Source organism: Ruegeria sp. HKCCD7221, from assembly GCF_013031225.1.
Taxonomy (GTDB): Bacteria; Pseudomonadota; Alphaproteobacteria; order Rhodobacterales; family Rhodobacteraceae; genus Ruegeria.
Map to the genome: position 1 here is coordinate 939,359 of NZ_WPZE01000001.1, position 14,810 is coordinate 954,168.

The 14,810-nt window shown below is 56.3% G+C and carries 13 protein-coding genes; 11 read left to right on the top strand and 2 right to left on the bottom strand.

Annotated elements, in window-relative coordinates:
• Positions 1-3 precede the first annotated feature (3 nt).
• Genes GOX73_RS04670 through GOX73_RS04690 form a run of 5 tightly spaced genes read left to right on the top strand, consistent with a single transcriptional unit; the run spans position 4 to position 5,135 of the window.
• The gene (locus GOX73_RS04670) at positions 4-948 is read left to right on the top strand and encodes a DUF58 domain-containing protein (RefSeq protein WP_171124958.1); all 945 of its coding nucleotides are present in this window, start codon (positions 4-6) and stop codon (positions 946-948) included.
• Positions 948-1,421, top strand: coding sequence for a DUF4381 domain-containing protein (locus GOX73_RS04675; protein ID WP_171124956.1), 474 nt, complete (start codon positions 948-950; stop codon positions 1,419-1,421). The genes GOX73_RS04670 and GOX73_RS04675 overlap by 1 nt, the downstream gene beginning before the upstream one ends.
• A complete protein-coding gene (locus tag GOX73_RS04680) occupies positions 1,418-2,404 on the top strand; it encodes a VWA domain-containing protein (RefSeq protein WP_171124954.1) in 987 nt (328 codons plus the stop codon). Before GOX73_RS04675 ends, GOX73_RS04680 begins: the two co-directional genes overlap by 4 nt.
• The gene (locus GOX73_RS04685) at positions 2,401-3,906 is read left to right on the top strand and encodes a VWA domain-containing protein (protein WP_171124952.1); all 1,506 of its coding nucleotides are present in this window, start codon (positions 2,401-2,403) and stop codon (positions 3,904-3,906) included. Before GOX73_RS04680 ends, GOX73_RS04685 begins: the two co-directional genes overlap by 4 nt.
• Positions 3,903-5,135 carry a BatD family protein gene (locus GOX73_RS04690; RefSeq protein WP_171124950.1) on the top strand — a complete coding sequence of 411 codons (1,233 nt, stop codon included), beginning with the start codon at positions 3,903-3,905 and terminating at the stop codon, positions 5,133-5,135. Before GOX73_RS04685 ends, GOX73_RS04690 begins: the two co-directional genes overlap by 4 nt.
• Before the next feature lie 3 nt (positions 5,136-5,138).
• Here GOX73_RS04690 and GOX73_RS04695 read toward each other — a convergent pair whose 3' ends face one another.
• A complete protein-coding gene (locus GOX73_RS04695) occupies positions 5,139-5,819 on the bottom strand; it encodes a Crp/Fnr family transcriptional regulator (RefSeq protein ID WP_171124949.1) in 681 nt (226 codons plus the stop codon).
• Positions 5,820-6,017: 198 nt separating this feature from the next.
• On the opposite strand from GOX73_RS04695, the gene GOX73_RS04700 reads away from it, so the two are divergent.
• The 3 genes from GOX73_RS04700 to cls all read left to right on the top strand — a co-directional run bounded on the left by GOX73_RS04700 (position 6,018) and on the right by cls (position 10,119).
• Entirely contained in the window at positions 6,018-7,628 is a 1,611-nt protein-coding gene (locus GOX73_RS04700; RefSeq protein WP_371808563.1) for an arylsulfatase, read from the top strand.
• A gap of 80 nt (positions 7,629-7,708) precedes the next feature.
• Positions 7,709-8,683, top strand: coding sequence for an HAD family phosphatase (locus GOX73_RS04705; RefSeq protein WP_171124948.1), 975 nt, complete (start codon positions 7,709-7,711; stop codon positions 8,681-8,683).
• 23 nt (positions 8,684-8,706) lie between these two features.
• Positions 8,707-10,119: a cardiolipin synthase gene (cls, locus tag GOX73_RS04710; protein ID WP_171124947.1), complete on the top strand. Its 1,413-nt coding sequence runs from the start codon at positions 8,707-8,709 to the stop codon at positions 10,117-10,119.
• Here the strand turns inward: cls and GOX73_RS04715 are convergent.
• Positions 10,116-10,550, bottom strand: coding sequence for an ion channel (locus GOX73_RS04715; RefSeq protein ID WP_171121501.1), 435 nt, complete (start codon positions 10,548-10,550; stop codon positions 10,116-10,118). The two genes, cls and GOX73_RS04715, sit on opposite strands and share 4 nt — an antisense overlap.
• A 170-nt stretch (positions 10,551-10,720) precedes the next feature.
• Between GOX73_RS04715 and GOX73_RS04720 the strand changes: the two genes are divergently transcribed.
• The 3 genes from GOX73_RS04720 to GOX73_RS04730 are packed head-to-tail and all read left to right on the top strand — an operon-like array spanning position 10,721 to position 14,809.
• Entirely contained in the window at positions 10,721-11,368 is a 648-nt protein-coding gene (locus GOX73_RS04720; protein WP_171124946.1) for an ABC transporter ATP-binding protein, read from the top strand.
• Positions 11,365-13,779 (top strand): ABC transporter permease, encoded by a 2,415-nt coding sequence (locus GOX73_RS04725; RefSeq protein WP_171124944.1) that lies wholly within the window; start codon positions 11,365-11,367, stop codon positions 13,777-13,779. The genes GOX73_RS04720 and GOX73_RS04725 overlap by 4 nt, the downstream gene beginning before the upstream one ends.
• A complete protein-coding gene (locus GOX73_RS04730; protein WP_171134803.1) occupies positions 13,769-14,809 on the top strand; it encodes a lipocalin-like domain-containing protein in 1,041 nt (346 codons plus the stop codon). The genes GOX73_RS04725 and GOX73_RS04730 overlap by 11 nt, the downstream gene beginning before the upstream one ends.
• Position 14,810: the final 1 nt, after the last annotated feature.

Below are 14,810 nucleotides of genomic sequence, written 5' to 3' on the forward strand. Positions count from 1 at the left end.
CACATGGCGCAGACAGCCACATATCTCTCAGACACGCGCATCCATGTGAATGCCGAACATTTACAACGGCTGGGTCCGAAATCGCGATCGCTCAGCCTTTTGCCCCGGCAACCCGCGCGATCAATCCTCAATGGACGTCACGCATCGCGTTTACGCGGACGTGGCCTGAACTTTGAGGAATTGCGCACGTATATGCCAGGTGACGACATTCGAACAATTGACTGGAAGGTCACCGCACGCACCGGCACACCCCATGTTCGGGTCTATACGGAAGAGCGCGATCGCCCCGCCCTTTTGTTGGTCGACCAAAGGGTATCCATGTTCTACGGAACCGAGGTCTATATGAAATCCGTGATCGCGGCAGAAGCCGCGGCCATTGCCGCACATCGGGTTCTGGGGCAAGGCGACCGTGTTGGCGGGATTGTTTTCGGTGATACGGACTTGGCCGAGCATCACCCGCAACGGCGCCCTGCTGCACTGACGCGGTTCCTATCATCTGTTGGAGAATTGAATTGTAGCCTGAACGCGAAGCTGCGCCCAAAACCAACTGTGACACTGAACGACGTACTGAAACAGGCAGTCCGACTTGCACACACGAATGCCTTGGTGTGCGTGTTTTCCGACTTCGACGGGATCAACGACAGGTCCGAACGTCTTTTCAGCAGGTTATCGCGATCAAATGATCTGATCCTTTTCAATGTTTTTGATCCAAGTTCGCGCGCATTACCTCCGGGGGTAAAACTGACGGTATCCGACGGGGACAACCAGATCGAAATCGACAGCTCAATCCCTGATCTGCCCGATCGCATCAGATCAGCGATGGAGGACAGGCTTTCGCAGTTGAACCTGTGGTCCCGCCGCTATGGCTTCCCAATTGTCCCCCTGACAACAGCGGTCCCTGCTCTGGATCAGTTGCTGAAGCTGTTCGGGCATCCGGGGGGACGATGATGGCGGTCGATGTTTCGGGCAAATCACTGGTTGAACTTTTGGATATGCTAGAGCCTGCTCCGGCCCCAGATCCAATCGCAATGACCCCGCAAACATGGGGTTGGGCGGTTCTTGCAGTGGTGCTGGCAGCGGCCTTGACCTATTGCTTCTATCTGGCCCGTCGACATTGGTCGGCAAATGCCTACCGACGCTCGGCCCTTGCAGAACTGGATCGGGCTGGAACCGATGCGGCACGCGCGGCCGAGATTCTGCGGCGGACCGCTCTGGTCGCTTTTCCGCGTGCGACTGTGGCAAGTCTTCACGGGCAAGAGTGGTTGAATTTTTTAAATCAGACGTATGAAAAGAAAGAATTTAAAGGCGCCTCCGGCGAAGTCCTCCTTGCCGCGCCCTATCAAGAAACCGTTCAAAACAACGACGTCCCCGATCTGGTTCGCAGTTGGATCAAACTCCACAAAAGGGACCAAGGGGCATGACCTACACCTTCGCTGCGCCCTGGATCTTTGTTCTGTTGCCATTGCCTTTGGTCGTGTTTTGGTTCGCCCCACCACATAAGGAAAAGGTGCAAGCCACACGCATTCCGTTTTTCCGGCACATCGCGGCCGCGACCGGCCTTGAACCCAAGACCGGATCAAGCATTCTAGGACGAACATGGTTGCAATCTATAATTGCGACGCTGGTTTGGGTCTTGTTGGTTACAGCGCTGGCACGCCCTGAACGGCTGGCGGATCCCATCGTGGTGGAAAAATCGGCGAGGGATGTGGTCCTGGCCCTAGATATATCCGGGTCAATGGACCAACGGGATTTCACGTCCGAAGATGGAACCCCCAAACAGCGCCTCGCAGCGGTCAAGGATGTACTGCGGGACTTCATTGCCGCGCGTCAGGGGGATCGAATGGCCCTGATCATCTTTGGGACACGCGCGTTTGTGCAGGCACCGTTCACCGAAGATTTGAATAGTTTGAATGGGTTCCTCGACCAGACTGAAGTGGGAATGGCTGGGCCGAACACGGCGCTTGGCGATGCCATTGGGTTGGGCTTACGGCTGTTTGACTCGAGCGAAGTCGATCAGCGCCTGATGATCGTCCTCAGCGACGGGGCCGACACGTCAAGCCGCATGACACCCGTCAACGCGTCGGCAATCGCTGCGGGCAAAAATGTGGTCATTTATACGATCGGAGTTGGCGACCCGAACGCAACAGGTGAAGACCGCGTAGATTTGCAAGCCCTTCAAGACATCGCGCAAACGACTGGCGGACAGTACTTTTTTGCCGATGACGAAGCCGCTTTGACGCAGACCTACCAACAGATCGACGAGCAAAATCCAAGAGTTGTTGAAACCCAAAGCTATCGACCGCGCGAAAGCCTTACCCATATACCGCTTTTAATCGTCATTGCCGTGATCCTGTTCAGTTCCGCAGGATTTCATATCGCGCAACACCGGCGGAGTGTTCGATGATCGAAGCACTCGCAGATTTCCACTTTATCCGAGCGGCTTGGCTTCTTTTCCTGATACCGGTTTTTGCAGTTTGGTGGCTGATCCGTCCAAGATCGAAACGGTCCACTCAAATTCCAGACGGTATCGCCCCGCACCTGGCCCAAGCCCTTGAGGTGGGCGACACGGACAAACGCAAGCTGAACCCCGTAGACGGGGTCATGGCCATTGCAGTGCTGGTCACCTTGGCCGCCGCGGGCCCAACGTGGTCGCGCGCCCCTAACCCACTGATTGCAGACACCGCGCCGTTGGTTATTGCGCTGAAAGTCACCGAAAGCATGGAAGGTACCGACCTGCCCCCATCCCGGCTTGAGCGTGCGAAATACAAGATCACCGATCTGATCAACACGCGCTCAGGGGCGCGGACCGCTTTGATCGCGTATGCAGGCAGTCCGCACCGCGTTGCCCCCCTGACCGAGGATGCCAACATCCTTCGCCCGCTGCTGGAAGGGTTAACGCCCGCCGTTATGCCGCTGAAGGGCGACGCGGCAGCCGATGCCCTTGCACTGGCTCAGAACATACTCGGCGATGCCGAAACCCCGGGCGCCATTTTGTTTGTGCTGGACGATATCGACCCGTCGCAGGTTAAGGCAATGAATAATGAAGAGGACGACCTGTTGTTTCTTACGATGCTGCCAGAAGGCGAAAGACTGGTTCAGCTAGACGCGTTATCATCCGCGACCGTCGTGCCATTTTCGACGGGCGATCAGGATGTTACGCGGCTCAACAGAAGTATTCACAACGCCTATGTCGACGCTCTGGACGAAGAGGATCAGTTGGATTGGCAGGATCAGGGTTGGATTTTGGCTTGGCCTGCGGCGTTGCTCTCACTTTTGTGGTTCCGGCGCGGCTGGGTCATTCGGTGGGCATTTTTGCTTTTTTGCATCACGCACCCATCCGATCCTGCGCGGGCCGAAGGTTGGAAGGACTGGTTCCTGACACCTGATCAACAAGGCCAAATCGCCATGAACCAAAAGCGCTTTTCTGACGCGGCCGATTTGTTTCAGGACCCCTACCATCAAGGATACGCCATGCTCAAAGCAGGCCGCTATCCTGAGGCGACCGAGGTCTTTTCGTCGTTGAACACACCTGAAGCCGCGTTTGCGGAAGGAATGGCGCGCATCCGTAACCGCGAGTACCGCCCAGCGATTGCAGCATTTGAAACCGCGTTAGAGCGTCGACCAGACTGGCCAGAAGCCCAGCACAATTTGGAAGTTGCGACAGCAATTCTGGAGTATGTTGAAACCACCCGAGAGCAATCGGATACCAGCGAAGAGGCCGGGATCGGCGCGGATGATACGGTATTTGATAATGAAGACGCGCGTGGTCAGGACACCACGGTGCAAGCCCAGACCGAAGCCGCGCAGCCAATGTCTGCAGACCAGTGGATCAGCGCAATTGATACCGACATGCAGGATTTTTTGAGAAACCGGTTCCTGCTGGAAAATCAGGTGCAATCGCAATGAGATACCTTCTGTTCCTCATTTTCTTGCTCCTTCCAACGGTGGTCACACCGCAGACCCCAACAGATATTGCCCCACTTGTAACAGTGGACCTTGCAGAGGGCGATGTGATCGTCGGGCAACCCACCATTTTGCGCGTCAAGGTTTTGGTTCCTACCTTCATGCCGGCCCCTCCGGTCTTTCCGTCATTGGAGCAAGAAAACTTATTGGTCCGCTTGCCCGAGCGCGCATCCGGCCCGGTCAGCGAAACTGTGCAAGGCGACACGTGGTCTGGTGTTCAGCGCAGCTATCGCCTTTATCCTTTGCAAGTTGGAAAAATCCAGTTGGGCCAGATGGATATTCTGGTTACTTACGCCGATCCTGATACCAACGCACCGATTGAATCTTCGGTCCCGCTGCCACCGATATCGTTTGGCGCTGTGATCCCGCAAGGCGCGCAAAATCTGGACCCGCTTATTCTGGCGTCGGACTTTTCCATTGAACAAACGCTGGATGGTGACACCGACATTCAGACGGGGGGCGCGATTACGCGAAAGCTCACAGCCAAAATTTCGGGGACTACTCCGATCTTGATACCTCCTCTTATTCCGGAAAATCAGGATGAACTTCTGCGTGCTTACCCAAAAGAGCCGCGTTTTACCGAAGCTGAAGATCGCGGAGTTTTGTCAGGTCAGCGCGTTGATGAAGCTATTTATCTGGCTCAGGCAGGTGGGCAGACGCAACTTCCTGCTGTTTCGATCGACTGGTTCAACCTGACGACCCAACAGGTTGAAACTGTTGATATCCCTGCAGTCGACTTAACCTTGGCTGCACCCAAAACGCCCCCGAAAGACATGGGCGATTTTCTTAGGCTTGGCTTAGGGGTAACACTCGTGTTGCTGATGATCTGGACCGGCTGGCGTTGGGTTGCACCCCGCTTCAGGACGCGCCGGGAAGAACGCGAACGTGCTTATAGGTCCTCAGCCGAATATGCCCTTGCACAGCTCAGGCTGTCTTTGAAAAACCACGACCTGTCAGGCGCCTATTCGGCACTGGATCTTTTGAAGGCACGCGCAGAAACACCCATGGATTTACATAAGCTTGAAGCGCAGATGGCATTGATCGGCGCAACGCGCTACGGGTCTGATGCCGGCCGGCAGGCCCCGCATTGGTCCGAGGCTATCGCCACCCTTGACACCTTTGTCCGGCGGCGAGGGGCTAACGCCAATTCGTTGCCCCCATTGAACCCATGATGCTTAGTTCTGACAATTTGCAATAAGGCCACGCCGGTCCTTTAGAAGCACGCGGCCATAGCCCACCTCAACCAAACCAAGATCAGCCAAGCGGTGCAGACTGCGGTGAAGTGTCGGTTGCGAGACCGCTATCATCTCGGCCAGCTCCTCTTGCGACACCTCAATCCAGCCGTCGGACTTCGAAGTGCCCTCGTCCAGATGGAGAAGGCGCAGCGCAAGGCGCTTTTCCGTACCAGTCACTACAAGGTTCGCCACGATACGCAGCGCGGTCTGCATATTCTCATGACTGAGCGCATAGAAATCCCTAACATAATCAGGCTTCTCCTGAACTAACTTCGTAACACGCGAGTTTGGAAAGAACAGGGCGCAGGTTGTCTGTGTCGCGACAACACTGACCAGCCTTGAGGAATCGGCGAACAAAGCCAGGTCGCCAACCCAGAAACCTGCGCCTTCGCGGTGTATGACGAACTCCTGCCCATCATCGGCTGGCACGGTTATCTGTACGCCCCCCTCAAGGACGGCGAAAATACCGTTCACTGTATCGCCGTGATGATACAACGCCTCGCTCGCTTCAAAGTCCTTCGCGATTCCACACTCCAGCAAGTCGCGTTGAAATGCGGTCGATCGGTTGCTGAACCAGCCGCCTTTCCGCAAGGTCTTAAGATTGTTGGATTTGTTAAACATTAGAATTTTCCAAACTCATCAAATGATAAGTTTTTAACACAGATCATCGCTTATGCTAATCCCGTTCGATTCCTTCTATCACGCATTATCGCAGATCAATATCGAACCAACTTTCAGGCCGCGTTTTTAATTAGTTATCGCGCCAAATTTAAGTTTCAACAAAGGGTCGTACAGGGCCCAGAAAAACGGGAGAAAACCATGTCACCACCACGTTCAATGGCAGACACTTGGCGCAGGGGCTTACGTAGATTCGCTGTCGCAACGGTTGCGGTCGCGCTGGCGGTTCCCGCGTGGGCGCAAGACCAAAAGCCAAATATTCTGGTGATCTGGGGCGATGACGTCGGGCAATCCAACATCTCGGCCTACACGATGGGTCTGATGGGTTATCAGACGCCAAATATCGACCGTGTCGCGAAAGAGGGAATGATCTTTACCGATTACTACGGTGAGCAATCCTGTACCGCCGGTCGATCCTCTTACATCATGGGTCAATCCGTATTTCGGACCGGGCTGTCCAAGGTGGGTTTGCCGGGCGCCGATCTTGGTATGCAAGTCGAAGATCCGACCATACCCGGTCTGCTTAAGGATCATGGCTATGTCACGGGTCAATTCGGCAAGAACCATCTAGGCGACAAGGATGAACATCTTCCGACAAACCACGGATTTGATGAGTTTTTCGGAAACCTGTATCACCTGAACGCCGAGGAAGAGCCCGAGAACGAAGACTATCCCGGTGATACTGTTTTGGCTGACGGTCGCACCTTCCGCGAGGCCTATGGCCCGCGCGGCGTGATCAAGTCCAAGGCCGACGGCACCATCGAAGACACCGGTCCGCTGACTAAAAAGCGTATGGAAACGGTGGATGACGAAACCGTTGCCGCAGCGATCGACTTTATCAAGCGTGCCCACGAACAGGGTCAGCCTTTCTATGTCTGGTGGAACGGGACGCGCATGCATTTCCGGACCCACGTCAAGGATGAGATGCGCGCTCAAGCCAACGAAATCGTTGGCGGAGTGGCTGACGAATACACCGCTGGCATGATCGAACACGACATGCATGTTGGTCAGTTGCTTGATCTGCTGGATGAACTCGGCATCGCCGACAACACCATCGTCCACTACTCAACCGATAACGGCCCCCATATGAACACGTGGCCTGATGCGGCGGCGACCCCGTTCTGGGGCGAAAAGAACACCAACTGGGAAGGCGGCTGGCGTGTGCCCTCAATGGTGCGTTGGCCCGGCAAGATCGAAGCCGGTTCTGTAACCAACGAGATCGTTCACCATATGGACTGGCTGCCAACCTATCTGGCCGTCGCCGGTGATCCGGAAATCAAGGACAAGCTGAAGGCGGGATACAGCTCTTCGGGCATGGGCCGTGATTACAAGGTGCATTTGGATGGCTACAACATCCTGCCCCTTCTGACTGGTGAGGCGACCGAAAGCCCGCGTAAGGAGATCTTCTATTTCTCAGACGATGGCGACCTGACGGCGCTGCGCTTTGAGGATTGGAAACTGATCTTCCTTGAGCAGAAAGCCTGGGCAACGCTTCGTGCGTGGATCGAGCCGTGGACCGAATTGCGCATTCCGCTGATCGTCAACCTGCGCCGCGATCCGTATGAACGGGCCTATCGTACGTCCAACACTTACTACGATTGGTTGCTGGAACGTGCGTACTTCCTGGTGCCGGCGCAGCAGTATGTCGGAACCTTCCTTGAAACATTCCAGGAATTTCCGCCTCGACAGAAGGCGGCCAGCTTCAACCTGGATCAAGTGATGGAGAAACTGGCCACACCGACAAACAACTGAGGCCAGACAACAACAAACAAGGGGCCGCCACGCACATGGCGGCCCTTCTAAGATATTTATTTAGGGTTTTGGAATTTCCTATGAAGGCAGCTCTGTTCACCACGTTCCTTTCGATAACAGCGACGACCTTGTTCGCCGACCCGCTGCCCAGTTGGGAAGATGGAGACTCCAAGTCCCGGATCGTTGAATTCGTCAGTACGGTGACCGACCCAAACCACTCGGATTATGTAACTCCAGCCGAACGGATCGCAGTATTCGACAACGACGGCACTCTATGGGCCGAACAGCCGGTCTATTTTCAGTTGATCTTTGCCATGGATCGGCTTGAAGAACTTGCAAAAACAGACCCGTCCATCCTGAACTCCCCCATTTTGGAAGCCGCAGCCAAAGGCGATGTCCAAACCATTGCAGAAGGCGGGCATGAAGCATTGATCGAGGTAATCAACGCCTCACACGCGGGCGCCAGCGTCGATGAGTTTCAGGCTTCCGTAGCCGACTGGCTGCAATCAGCGCGCCACCCTGACACGGGCCTGCCTTACGACCAAATGACCTATCAGCCGATGGTGGAACTTCTGCGGTATCTCCGGGACGAGGGTTTTAGCACCTATATCGTGTCCGGCGGCGGCCTGCACTTCATGCGCGTTTTCGCCGAAGACGCATATGGCATTCCACCCGAGCAAGTGCTTGGCACATATGCTGACGCCACATACGAATCCATCGACGGTACGCCCACTATTGTAAAGTCACCCGGAATTGCGTTCATCGACGACAAACAGGGAAAACCCATCAACATAGAACGTACAATTGGCCGACGTCCCATATTGGCGGCTGGCAACTCGGATGGCGATTTTGCGATGTTGGAATGGACGACTGCTGGGGAAGGCAATCGTCTTGGGGTATTGATCCATCACACGGATTCTGAACGTGAATGGGCCTATGACCGCGAAAGCCCGATTGGCAAGCTTGTTGACGGGCTGGACAAAGGCCCGGACATGGGATGGGTCATCGTCGATATGGCGGAAGATTGGAAACGCGTCTACACTGGGGCAAACTAGGTAGAACAGAGACTGATAACCCCATGTGGACACTACTTGTTTCCGCGTTTGTCTTTATCCTATATGTCACCGCGATCCTCTTTGCGATCCGGGCAGCGCAAACGGCGCGCACGCCACAAGGTGCAGTTGGATGGGTTGTCTTATTGATCTCCGCTCCGGTGTTCGGCGTGCCGCTCTATCTGTTTTTAGGGCACCACCGGTTTCGCGGGTATCGGATTGCGCGCAAACAAAGCGAAACCGTGGTCGAAGGCATCAAGACTTTCGCCGACTTCTCAAAACCCGACCCAGACACAATGCAGGTGAACCCAAGACCGTTTGAGGCGCTGGCGCACCTGCCTGTATCTCGTGGAAACGGGGCCGAGTTGCTGATCGACGGTCAGGCCACGTTCGATTCCATTTTCGAGGCGATTGACGCCGCGCAGAATTACGTCCTGATCCAGTTCTACATCGTGCGCGATGACGCATTGGGCCAACAACTTCAGGCAAAGCTGATCGAAGCGGCTGAACGCGGTGTCAGTGTTCGATTCATGACCGATGCGGTCGGCAGTTATGGCCTGCCCACGGCGTATCTGGACAAACTACGCTCTGCAGGGGTTGAGATCGCCAATCCACGTGACCGACGCGGCCCGCAAAACCGATTTCAGCTCAATTACCGCAACCACAGAAAAACCGTGATCATTGACGGGGAAACCGGCTTTATCGGCGGGCACAATGTGGGTGTCGAATATCTGGGACAGGACCCGCATTTCGGCCATTGGCGGGATACGCATATCAAAATGTTCGGCCATATTGTCCGCCAGTTGCAACTTATCTTTTGCGAAGACTGGCATTGGGCACATGAAGAGGATCTGATTGATCAACTGGACTGGGCAGGAACAGAAGCCGAGCAGGACATGAACGCGCTTCTGGTTGCCACCGGACCCGGCGACGATACCGAGACCGGGGCAATGATGTTCTTTGCTGCCATAACTGCAGCAAAAGAAAGAATCTGGATCGCATCCCCCTATTTCGTGCCTGACATCGACATCATGACGGCGTTGCAACATGCCTCATTGCGCGGAGTGGATGTTCGAATTCTTGTGCCTGACGTGATTGACCACCGCCTGCCCTGGCTGGCCGCTTTTGCCTATTTTGACGAAATTCGCGAATGCGGTGCGCGCGTTTTTCGCTATACCAACGGGTTCATGCATCAAAAGGCATTTGTCGTTGATGATACTCTCGCGGCGGTCGGCACGACCAATCTGGACAATCGCTCTTTCCGATTGAACTTTGAGGCGATGGCCCTGTTCTTTGACGAACGCGCAGCGCAGGCTGTGGACGATATGCTAAAGGCCGATTTCAAAGACTGTTACGAACTAGAGCGGAACTTGCCTGAACAACCCGCCTTTATCCGCTTTGGCTCTCCACTGGCGCGGCTGTTTGCCCCGATCCTTTAGGACATCAATTCCTCTTTGAACACCTGAGTCATCAAGGCAACCATAAAGGCCGTCGACAATCCAAAGGCCAGCAAACCCGTGACGGAAGCAAACGCGCCAAAAATCCGCAGGTCCTCACCCAAAACGATGTCGCCATAGCCAAGCGTCGTGAAGGTCACCAAAGAGAAATAAAGCGCCGAATTCCAATCCGGCAGGGTTTCCCCAAGAACCCAGACGATCGCCCATAGCCACACCTGAAACGTGTGAATCGCGACGATAAACACCAAGGCAACGCAGATCGGTGCGGCGATTGTGACAAACCGTTTACTTTCTTCCAGTTTCAACGCCATGCTGCGGATTGTCTGCGTGCACCAAGTCAGCAGAACAAGTTCAATCAAAAAGCAAATACCAAGATAGATACTGCCCCAAAGAATCTGCTGCGCTAAGGTCATAATTCGGTATCTCTTGTCTTGGTCAGTGAATGCAGCGTCAGAATGACCGTTTAGGCAAAGGCTCACAACCCCGCCTCGGGCACCGCGACGAATAGAACCGAATCTGTGTCGGGTCTGGACTCTGCCCGGGTGGGTTCCACATTGTTGCAAATACGACCCGAGGCTTACTGATGCTGTTGAAAATAGACAATGTTCAGAAATCCTATCCCGGAGGGCGCCCTGTCCTGCGCGGTGTATCACTGGCGCTGGACAAGGGGCAAACGCTTGCGCTTACCGGTGAAAGCGGCAGCGGGAAAAGCACGCTGCTGAACCTTGCCGCCACGCTGGACAGTTTTGACGGCGGAGAGATCACGCTAGACGGAACCGATCTGTCCGGGCTGGAAGATCCCGGTCGTGCCGCGTTGCGCCGTCAGAGCGTTTCTTTGGTGTTTCAGCAATTCAACCTGATCCCTTCTTTGACCGTCGCGCAGAACCTGTCCTTTCACGCGCGTCTGGCAGGAAGACTGGACGAAGCGTGGTCGACCCATCTTGCGGACAGGCTTGGGCTGTCGGATTTACTGGACCGCTATCCCGAAAATCTGTCGGGCGGCCAACAGCAGCGTGTTGCGATTGGGCGCGCTATGGCTGCGCAGCCTAAACTGCTGCTTGCAGATGAACCCACCGGAAATCTGGATGAAACCGCCAGCGCAACCGTTCTGGACCTCATGCTATCTCTTGTAGCCGAAACCGGGGCCGCGCTGCTGCTGGTCACGCATTCACAGGATATTGCCGCACGGCTGGACCGAAGGGCGCATCTGTCCGGTGGGCGTATCACATGACTGTGGCGATTATTCAGGTGCTGCTGTCTCATTGGCGGCGGCACCGCTTGCAACTTGCAACCCTATTAATCGGGATTGCGCTGGCGACCGGCCTGTGGTCAGCGGTTCAGGCTATCAACGCCGAAGCACGGGCAAGCTATCAGCGCGCCAACGAACAACTCGCGCTGGGACAACACGACGAATTGAGAAATCCGGCTGGTCCAATCACGATCGACAGATATCTGTCATTGCGGCGGGCCGGATGGCAAGTTGCGGCCGTGTTGGAAGAAACCACGCGCATAGGGGGGCGCAGCATCCGCGTCATGGGCGTCGACATGGTCGCCTATCCAGCTCTGCCTGCTGTTACGGGCATTGAGCAAAGCGCCACCCCACCGGACCCGGCTGACATGCTGACCGCCCCCGGTCGGTTGCTGGCCTCACCTGACTTGGCGCGGTTTCTGAGCAACCAAACCGGACTGCCGCCCGTTCTGACAAGCCCGGACCTTCCCCCTGATCTGATCCTGACAGATATCGGTGTGGCCGAGGTTTTGCTGGACAGGAAGGGCCAAATCTCAAGGCTGATCATTCTGCCAGACCAGCCACGCACGCTTCCTGAAATCGCCGCGATTACACCCGAGCTGGAGCGGGTCGAAGCGTCGTCGCAACTGGACACCGCGCAACTGACCGACAGTTTTCACTTGAACCTGTCGGCCTTTGGGCTGCTGTCTTTCGCCGTTGGCCTGTTCATCGTGCACGGAACGGTTGGGCTGGCTTTTGCGCAGCGTCGGGGGATGATCCGAACGCTGCGGGCGCTTGGCGTTTCCATGCGGCAACTGGTCTGGGTGATCCTTTTGGAACTGTCCTTGCTGGCACTGTTCGGCGGGTTGGCAGGGCTGATGCTTGGGTACTTTCTGGCGGGTGCGCTCTTGCCTGATGTCGCAGCAACCTTGCGGGGGCTGTACGGCGCTCCGGTAAGCGGCGAAATTGCATTACAGCCGAAATGGGCGGTGGCTGGTTTGGCAATGGCTCTGGGCGGAACGCTGCTGGCCAGTGGTCACGCACTAATCCGATTGTCCCATATGCCCCTGCTGTCCGGTGCCGGAGTTCAAGCGTGGCGGACAGCCGCCTTTAACGGTTTCACCACCCCGCTTTTGGGCCTGTTGATCATGTTGGTCGGCATCATCGTGCAACTGTCCATTGGTGGATTGGTCGCCGGGTTTACACTGGTTGCCGGTATGCTGCTGGGTGCGGCGATGCTTTTGCCGTCCTTGCTTTCGCTGGTGATCTCGATTTTTCAACGCTTTACCAAAGGCCCAATAGCCCAGTGGATCTGGTCGGATATGCGCGCGCAGTTGCCCGGCCTATCCCTGGCGTTGATGGCGCTTCTACTGGCCCTTGCGGCCAATATCGGCGTTGGAACGATGGTTTCCAGCTTTCGCCTGACCTTCACAGGCTGGCTGGATCAACGCCTGACGTCCGAGCTGTATCTGACGGCAAAGGATGACCAGCAAGGGCGCGAAATCTCAAATTGGTTAGCGCCGCAAGTAGACGCAATTCTGCCAATTCGCAGCGTGGAACTGGCGCATCCCAGCGGACCCCTTTTTCTGTACGGAGTCGTCGACGATCAAACCTACCGCCAGCATTGGCCTCTGATCGCCTCGGGTGCGGATGTCTGGGATCGCGTGAATGCGGGCGAAGCGGTGCTGATCAATGAACAACTCGCCCGCCGTCAGGACCTGTGGCCCGGTGACGATCTTATGATCAACCGTGAATACACATTGCCCGTTGCTGGCGTGTACTCTGACTATGGCAACCCTACCGGACAAGCGATTGTCTCGATGACGCGGCTGGATCAAATCGCCCCGGGGGTTGAGGCAAGGCGCTTCGGGATACGTACGCGCGCCGAAAGTGCAACGGAACTGGCAGACGCGCTACGGGACAGATTTGACCTTCCAGGGCAGGCCGTGATCCAACAGGCCGCGATGAAGGCACAGTCCATGGCCGTGTTTGAAAAAACCTTTGTGGTCACTTCGGCGCTGAATGTGCTGACGCTGGGTGTCGCGGGGTTCGCCATTCTGACCAGCCTGCTGACCCTCTGGACCCAACGCCTGCCGCAGATTGCCCCCGTTTGGGCGTTGGGCCTGACCCGCGCCAGACTCGCGCAGTTTGAGCTGTTGCGCAGCGTGTTGCTGGCGGCGATTACCGCGATTATTGCGCTGCCCCTTGGCTTGGCTCTAGCCTGGACCCTTTTGGCCATCATCAATGTCGAGGCATTTGGCTGGCGCCTGCCGATGTACCTGTTTCCCGCAGATTGGGCCCGATTATTCCTTCTAACCTTGCTGGCGGCTTTGGTTGCAGCGGCTTTACCCGCCATGCGCCTTCTGCGCCTGCCTCCGGCTGAATTGCTAAGGGTGTTCGCCAATGAACGTTAAATCGTGGCTATTGATCCTTGCTCTGCTGCTTCCATCCTTCGCACAGGCCCAAGGATATGCGGGGTTGGGCGGATCGGCTGAAGGGTTCGACATTCCGCAGCCGGGATACCGATTCAAGTTTCCGCAGGATCACGGCCCACACCCGTCCTTTCGCATTGAATGGTGGTACCTAACGGCAAACCTGACCGGAGAGGACGGGCGGCCCTACGGTATTCAATGGACGTTGTTTCGTTCTGCCCTCAAACCCAAAGAAACCGAGGGTTGGCAAAGCCCCCAACTATGGATGGGGCACGCGGCGGTTACGACCCCGGATCACCACTACTTTGCGGAAAGACTATCACGCGGCGGCATCGGGCAGGCTGGCGTCACCGCGCAACCGTTCGAGGCTTGGATCGACGAGTGGCACATGCGCGGGCCTGACATGGGCACCCTGTCCCTTTCTGCCAATGGCGGCAATTTCGGATATGACCTGACCCTGCAGGCGCAGGGTCCATTGGTGTTTCACGGCGACCAAGGCTATTCGGTCAAATCGGCGGATGGGCAGGCCAGCTACTATTACTCACAGCCATTCTTCGCGGTCGAGGGCACGTTGCACCTGCCGGATCAGGATATCGCGGTCACCGGTCAAGGCTGGCTGGATCGCGAATGGTCATCGCAACCGCTGGCAGCAGATCAAAGCGGGTGGGACTGGTTTTCGCTGAGCTTCGACGACGGGAACAAACTTATGGCGTTTCGCCTTCGCGGGGATCGCAGTGACTTTACCGCTGCGACCCTGATCTCGGCAGATGGCGAGACAACCGCCCTGCCCGATGGGTCCGTCACGTTCAGCCCGCTCGAAACGTCCACGGTCGCTGGCCGCACGATCCCGACCCGCTGGCGCGTGACGCTACCTGACCGGAACCTCGATGTCGAAGTGTCCGCACTGACGCCCCAGGCTTGGATGGCGACAAGGTTCGAATATTGGGAAGGTCCGGTTACGATCTCGGGCAGCCACTCGGGGCGTGGATACCTTGAGATGACAGGATACTGAG